Here is a 6,697-nt window from a genome sequence, read left to right on the forward strand (position 1 = left end):
AACAAAATAAATTAAAAGAAATATTTGCAATGGTTTCAAAAGAAAAGATTGAATTACTAAAACAGAAAATAGATGAGGCAGATGCCATCGTGGTGGGCGGAGCATCGGGAATGTCCGCCGCTTCGGGGTTCGTGTTCTATTATCAGGATGACGAGGTTTACAGGAAGTTGGCGGGAGGATTGGCAAAGAAATATGACATCCATAATTATTTCGACTTGTTTTATGACCGCCGTCTTAGTCGCGGAGAGCTTTGGGCTGCCATGTTGCGTGCCACCCGTTATGTCTATGAGTGCTACACCGGCGAAACGTACACGGACCTGGCAAGACTTCTTCAAGGGAAGAATTATTATATTGCCACGACCAATCAGGATGCACAGTTTTTCCGAACGTTTCCGGACGAAAGGATTACCCGGATACAAGGAGACAACCGTTACTGGCAATGCAGCCGTCCGTGCCACGACGAGATATATTATAATAAGGAAAAGGTATTTGAGTTAAGCGACAAGATTGTGGGCGACGCCCTGCCCGACGAGTTGATACCTCGTTGCCCGCATTGCGGCAAGGAGTTAGCTCCGTGGGTGCGTGGCTACACTTTCCTTGAAGGCGAATATTACCAGCGCGAGATGAAGCGGTATCTCGATTTCCTGCGTGCCAACGCCCGCCGCAAGGTGCTGTTCCTCGAACTCGGTGTAGGCATGATGACCCCGATGTTCATCAAGGAACCATTCATGAACATGACTTACCAGTTCCCGCACGCCTTCTATGCCACTATCAATCCGCAGCACGCCATCATCCCGAAAGAGATTGTAAAGAAGAGCCTTGCCATTGGCGACGACATCGCTATCACGCTGAAACAACTGCTCGGCGAATCCATAGCCGGAATGAAAGGATTCAATCCCAAAGAAGCGTTTACCCCGTCAAGAGTATATTAATAAGGAAACAGAGAAATACAAGCATGATGAAAATAGAAAGATTCCAAGAAGAGGATATGAATGTCGTCAAGCCTTTGGCGAAACAAGCGTGGCATACGTTTTATGACGGATTTTCGGAAGATTATCTTCTGTGTATAGCAGAGTGCATCGTCCGGCATAATTTCACCGATGCCGATTTGTCGCTTAAGATATCTGATGAAGAGGGAGTGAAAGGGCTGATATTCGGTACGCGGAAAGGGAAAATTGTAGATTTGTCCGATTGGGTGAAGAAACAAAGTGAAAACCTGTCGCCTATCGAAAAGGACCTGCTGGAAACGCTCTGTGAATACATGGACGAAGCCGACCGGAACACGCTTGCCCGAATGTCGGACGAAGATGTGAAACTGTCCCTGTTTGTCAGTACAAGAAAAGGATGCGGCAGGGAGTTGCTGAATGCCATCACGGAAGAGTTCCGCAAACACAGGTTTCGGAAAATGTTCCTTTGGACGGATACCTCCTGCGACCATGACTATTACCCAACCCATGGGTTCACATTGGCGACAACATACCGTGACCGACATTATTCGACGGAGGAAAAAGACTATATGACTTACATTTATTGGAAACCGATTTTATAAAATTCTACAAGATGAATAAGATAGAACAAGCCGCCCAAGCCATCAAGGATGCCGATGCCTTGCTCATCGGGGCAAGCAACGGATTGTCCATCGCCGAAGGCTATCATATTTTCGCCGACAACGAGATGTTCTGCCGCCAGTTCGGTGACTTCCAGCAGAAATACGGCATACGCAGTGTCATCGAAGGATGTTTTTATCACTACCCGAACGAGAAGGACCGTCAGGAGTTCCTGAACCGTCTGGTGCAGTATTGGGTAACAGACTACCGTCCCTCGCAAGTGATGAAAGACCTGCTTGCCATAGTCGGTGATAAGGACTACTTCATTCTCACCTCCAATGCCGACACGCATTTGGAATTGTCCGGTTTTGCGCCCGATAAGGTGTTCGAGGTAGAAGGCACTTTCGAGGACTTGCTGCATAACCGCCCGATGCAAGACAAAAGTCAAGAAGCCAATGCTTTCCTCAGCCGTTATCACGGCAAACGGCTTGTTATCATTGAACTGGGCATAGGCAGCCGCAACCGTTTGATAAAGCTTCCGTTGATGCAACTGGCTGCACGTGAACCGCAAGCCACATATATTACGCTGAACCTCGCGCAGGAATTGTATATTCCCGATGAAATAGCAAATAAATCTATCGGGTTGGCAGGAGATATTGCCGATACACTTCGGAATTTAAAGGAGGAATTGGCATGACAACACCTCGTTATATCATTGACAATCTGCCCGCACAGGTCAAAATTCCGTATCTTCATTGGACGGAATACATGGAGAGCAACTTGTCCTTCAATTTGGCAAATTCGGAAATTCATACGAAAGGCCACTCCGAAAGAGTGCTGCTTTATGCTTTACTGATAGGCGAAAGGATGGCGGAAAACACGAAAACAGACCTTTGCGTATTGGCACATACCGCCATATTCCATGACACCCGTCGTTTGGACGATGGACTGGATACAGGGCATGGGGCACGGGCGGCATCCTATTACATGAAGTATTGTGAGATAAACACTGATATTGCATTCTTGAAACCAGCTTCATTGGTTATGAAATATCACGACAGGGATGACGAAACAGGCATCAAAGCCATCGCTCAATCAATTCCGAATGAAGCGGAACGAACCATCCGTTTGTACCGGATATTTAAGGATGCCGATGCGCTCGACCGCTTCCGCCTTGGTGCGAATGGCCTGGACACACGCTTTCTCCGCCATCAGGAGGCTGTGCAGTTAGTGGATTTCGCAAGAGATTTGGTAAGACAAACCGTTTAGATTCAACAAAAGGAAGATGAAACGCTTGCTATTAATTATAGACCCTCAAATTGACTTCATAAACGGCACGCTGCCGGTTCCGGAGGCAATTTCAAAAATGGAAGGATTGGCCGCATATATCAAACGGACAGACGGGGAATATGCGGCAAAAGCAATTACGATGGATTGGCATCCATACAATCATTGCTCATTCAGAGAGAATGGCGGGGAGTGGCCGATGCATTGCGTACAGAATACAACAGGTGCGGCAATCTGTTCGGTATTGGTGGAACCGCTCTATACAACACACGGTGAAGTGATAATTCTGCGGAAAGGTGTTTGCAAGGATTCGGAAGAATACTGAGACCTTGTCCATGCATTTGGATAACCTGATAGATGGCTTGCATATCGACCGGATAGACTTGTGCGGAATAGCCGGGGATGTATGCGTGCTTGATACACTAAAAGACGGTATCAAGAGGTATGGGACATCCATATTCCATGTCTTGCAGGAATTCTGTCCATCTTTGGACGGTGGAGAGGTCTTGGGCATAAGTATTAAAAAACTATTGCCATGAAACAAATCATCAGACATTTTACGGATGACGATTTGTATAAGTTCACCATGTGCTGTGCCGTCATCGACAACTACCCAAGAGCACAGGTTAAATACACGTTTACCGACAGAGACAATACTGAATACCCAATTGGCTTTGCCCAAGCTTTGGAAGAACAGATAATGATGTTGGAATCTGTAACCATCACTGACGAGGAAATAGATTTCATGAAACGCAAATGTAAATATATCCCAGAATGGTTTTACACCTATCTTAAAGGATACCGTTTTGACCATGAATGGGTTAAGATACGTCAAGACGAAAACGGACACTTGTGTGTGGACATTGAAGGCTGTTGGTCAAATACCATCTTACTGGAAGTAAAAGTCCTTGCCATTATTTCAGAACTTTATTACATTATGACCAAAAAGGACAGCCGCTTTGACTATCAAGCCTATTATGACAAATCTTACGAGAAAGGGAAGCAATTGTTGAAAGCTGGGTGTGTATTTAGCGACTTCGGTACACGACGTAGAGCTTCTTTTGAAGCGCAGAATGTTGTTATACATGCTATAAAAACGTGCAGTAATGACAATAATTGGAAGGGACAATTTGTTGGAACTAGTAATGTTTATTTGGCAATGAAGCATGATTTGTTACCAGTCGGTACAATGGCTCATGAATTTGTATGCGCTATCGGTGGAATGTATGGTCCGCAAATGGCAAATCATATTGCCATGAATTCTTGGCGGAATACTTTTCGTGGAGCGTTGGGCACTTATCTGTATGATAGTTTCGGTTGGGATATTTTCAGTATGAACTTCTCTGAGGATTTTGCCAACCTGTTCAAAGGATTGCGGATAGACAGCGGTGACAATTATGAGCAACTGATGAAAATCGTTGAGAAATACCGTTCGCTGGGCATTGATCCCAAAACAAAACAAGTCGTATTCAGCAATGCACTTGATGTTTCAAACGCAATCCAAATCCAGCAATATGCCAAAAATTATTGCTTGCCTTCATTCGGAATAGGCACTCATTTTACCAATGACTTTGCCGGAGTTAAGCCTCTTAATATCGTCATAAAACTGGTTGCCGCAAAGATTACGGAATCATGGGCTTTCTACAATGAAACCTGTAAAATAAGTGAAGATAAGGGTAAGCATACGGGAAACCCCGAAGTAGTAAAACGCTTCATGGAAGCCTTACATATAAAATGATTATGGGACCTTATCGCAAACATCTTTCAGGAGATATGGCTTTCAGGTCATTTATCCCGACACCGCTTTCAGAAATACGCATAGTCCATACAGATAGGCTGGATAAGTTGATAATGGAATTAGAGGATGCCATGCGCAGGTTGAGCACCTATGCAGCACAATTATCCGATGAACAAGTCCTGCAATTCATGAGGCAGGAAGCTGAATCTTCCTGCAAATTAGCGTCGGGTGAACAACCTGTTTCATTTGCATTGGGTATGGATGATGAATCAATGGAGGATGCGGCAAATCTTCTTAAAGCCACCCTTTATGCCCTTGAAGCGATGGATGAACTGCCGTTAAGTGCCCGACTATTGAAAAATGCCCATTATCTGATATGTAAAAGTGAAAGATATGCCAAGAAATATCCGGGCGAGTTCCGCAATTCTCCTATCTGGATAGGCAGAAAAGGAAGCGGACTGAATGATGCGCTGTTCGTCCCCCCTGTCTATGAAGATATGACCAATGCTTTTTCCGACCTTGAACGCTATATCCATTATGAAGAATCGGAGAATGTGTTTGTTCGCGCAGCCTTGATACACTACCAATTCGAGATGATTCATCCGTTTATTGACGGAAACGGCAGAGTTGGACGGTTGTTGAACACGCTCTTTTTAATTAGGCAGGATGCAGTTGGAAAGCCCATCTTGCAGTTGTCAGATGTGCTAAATCAACATAGTTTTCAATATTACATGGAGCTGCAACGCTTGAATGAAACGGGGAACTATGAACAATGGATAGATTTCTTTCTTCGTATTTTGAAAAATGCAATTCTTAGAATTGTCAGATAGGATGATTTATTTTACAAATTATCTGACAACATTCAAATGTGTTGGCACATAACGCCTAACATCTTGTAAGAAAGAGACTGACAACGAAATATTGTTTTTATTCGTTATCAGCTCTTTTACATGTCAATTTACAACTTCACGCCACGGTATTCTTTCTGTTCGGTATGTCCCGGCCTGCCTATTATTATATGGCTGCGGATGTAATCATTATTGTCATTATCCGGCTTCGGCACGTTCTCCGCTTTCGGCACCGCCTGACTGCCGCCCTGTTCCTGCCCGTGTTCAGGTATTTCCTCATGTTTCGGAGCCAGCTCTAACTGTATCTTGCGGTCGAGGGCGGCAAGGTCGGACTTCAGTTGTTTCAACTCGTCTTCTTTCTTCCATGTCTTGCCCGCTATCACCTGCAACTGAGGTATCTCGCGCTCCAACGCTTCGTTCTTTTCCTCGTATTGCTTGATGATGGCGGGGATGCGCTCCAACGCATTGAGGAAGTTCACGGCGGCGGCATGGGTGTCCGCCATCGCCAGATGGCCGTTGTTGTAGCTGTACTTGTAGTTCCCCTCGACAAAGAAACGGTTGTCGGTGAACTCCAACCCATCGCTGAGTGCCCGTTCGCTGACGACCTTGACGGGAAAGCCATAGAGTTCGCCGATGCGTTGGGGGACTCCACCCGTCGTGGCGTTCTTGGCTATCTCCTGCAACCGCTTGCCGATGGCCTTCTCGTCGGTGGTGTCCACCCCGTCAATCCGTATCAGGTTGAGCCGGTTGCCGTCCGTTCCGGTCTGTGCTGCGGCGGTGAACTTCTCCCAATCCTCCGTCATGGCGGCAATGACCGCCCGGTTGTTCTTGAGCGTCGAGGTCTTGCTCTCCAGTTTCAGTTCCGAGTCGCGCTTGCCCCTATGGAACGACTTGCGTTCGCCCTCTAATGAGGCTATCTTCTTTTCGAGCTTTGCCTTGTCCAACAGGTCCGTGTTGCCGGAGAGTATCGCCATGTATTCCGAGAAATTCATGCCCGACTTCTCGTCCATCGCCCCCTCGTCGATGGTTCGTGCGCCCATCGCGCCGCTTTTCAGCTGCGAGATGAACGTCTGCTTGCAGTGCAGCAGGTTGAACTTGTAGCTGTCCAGCGACTTCTCCACGGCGTAGATAATCACATCCACCTTGTTATCCGCATAGAGCTTGGCAATCTCGTTGCCTTTCCGTACTGCCCGTCCGTCACGCTGGGCGAGGTCGGACGGGCGCCACGGCGTGTCGAGGTGATGGATGGCAACAGCCCTCCTTTGGGCGTTCACACC

At 46.6% G+C, this 6,697-nt stretch carries 7 protein-coding genes and 1 pseudogene; 7 read left to right on the forward strand and 1 reads right to left on the reverse strand.

Going from position 1 to position 6,697, the window contains the following annotated elements; all coding sequences use genetic code 11:
* Nucleotides 1–29: 29 nt before the first annotated feature.
* The 7 genes from B5F34_RS15475 (at nt 30) to B5F34_RS15505 (ending at nt 5,402) form a co-directional block, all read left to right on the forward strand.
* Nucleotides 30–932 (forward strand): NAD-dependent protein deacetylase, encoded by a 903-nt coding sequence (locus B5F34_RS15475; RefSeq protein WP_087247941.1) that lies wholly within the window; start codon nt 30–32, stop codon nt 930–932.
* A 23-nt stretch (nt 933–955) separates the two neighbouring features.
* Nucleotides 956–1,549: a hypothetical protein gene (locus B5F34_RS15480; RefSeq protein WP_239414071.1), complete on the forward strand. Its 594-nt coding sequence runs from the start codon at nt 956–958 to the stop codon at nt 1,547–1,549.
* An 11-nt stretch (nt 1,550–1,560) separates the two neighbouring features.
* Nucleotides 1,561–2,244 (forward strand): hypothetical protein, encoded by a 684-nt coding sequence (locus B5F34_RS15485; RefSeq protein WP_087248049.1) that lies wholly within the window; start codon nt 1,561–1,563, stop codon nt 2,242–2,244.
* Entirely contained in the window at nt 2,241–2,816 is a 576-nt protein-coding gene (locus B5F34_RS15490) for a hypothetical protein (protein WP_087247940.1), read from the forward strand. Before B5F34_RS15485 ends, B5F34_RS15490 begins: the two co-directional genes overlap by 4 nt.
* A 16-nt stretch (nt 2,817–2,832) precedes the next feature.
* Nucleotides 2,833–3,159 carry a hypothetical protein gene (locus tag B5F34_RS17980; protein WP_239414072.1) on the forward strand — a complete coding sequence of 109 codons (327 nt, stop codon included), beginning with the start codon at nt 2,833–2,835 and terminating at the stop codon, nt 3,157–3,159.
* A 210-nt stretch (nt 3,160–3,369) separates the two neighbouring features.
* Complete coding sequence (pncB, locus tag B5F34_RS15500) at nt 3,370–4,572, forward strand: nicotinate phosphoribosyltransferase (protein ID WP_087247939.1); 1,203 nt, start codon at nt 3,370–3,372, stop codon at nt 4,570–4,572.
* A 2-nt stretch (nt 4,573–4,574) separates the two neighbouring features.
* Nucleotides 4,575–5,402, forward strand: a complete 828-nt coding sequence (locus B5F34_RS15505; RefSeq protein WP_239414074.1) for a Fic family protein — start codon at nt 4,575–4,577, stop codon at nt 5,400–5,402.
* A gap of 128 nt (nt 5,403–5,530) precedes the next feature.
* Here B5F34_RS15505 and B5F34_RS15510 read toward each other — a convergent pair.
* Nucleotides 5,531–6,697 (reverse strand): annotated as a pseudogene (locus tag B5F34_RS15510) (DNA methylase); the annotation flags it as partial.

This window comes from Mediterranea sp. An20, assembly GCF_002160055.1.
GTDB lineage: Bacteria > Bacteroidota > Bacteroidia > Bacteroidales > Bacteroidaceae > Bacteroides > Bacteroides avicola.